General features: G+C 61.9%; 1 protein-coding gene. It reads right to left on the bottom strand.

Going from position 1 to position 365, the window contains the following annotated elements; translation table 11 throughout:
* Window positions 1-164 precede the first annotated feature (164 nt).
* Window positions 165-365: tetratricopeptide repeat protein (locus ACWEPL_RS32070; protein ID WP_452438397.1), on the bottom strand; the 201-nt coding region annotated here is incomplete at its 5' end.

The following is a 365-nucleotide window of genomic DNA, read 5'->3' as shown; positions in this document are numbered from 1 at the left end:
CTTCCTGCTGTACAGCAGGAAGTGCAGCAACCCGCGTATCCGGTGGCAAGCCGAGCCGGAGCGTAGGACCGCCAGGCCCGAGCACCGGAAGCGGCGCGGCAGCAGGAACCGCACGTTGTACGGGGTGTACAGCACCTGGTTGCACAGGGGAAATATCAGTTCAGTTAAACGAAACGTTCGATTGCCTCGGCATCGCTGACCCGCCCGACTTCACGGAGCGCGGATGCCAGATTGCGGCGGCTTGCGCGCGTAGCAGGATGCTCCTCACCCAACACTCGATGCAAACGTTCTAGCACTGCGCGGCTCTCGGCCTCAGCCTCCTCTAGTTGTCCTAAGCCTATAAGCATGACCGCGAGGGTAGAGCG

The sequence above is a fragment of the Nonomuraea sp. NPDC004186 genome (genome assembly GCF_053603495.1).
Note: the sequence above shows the minus strand (reverse complement) of the source record. Positions and strands in the feature narration are given on the sequence as shown.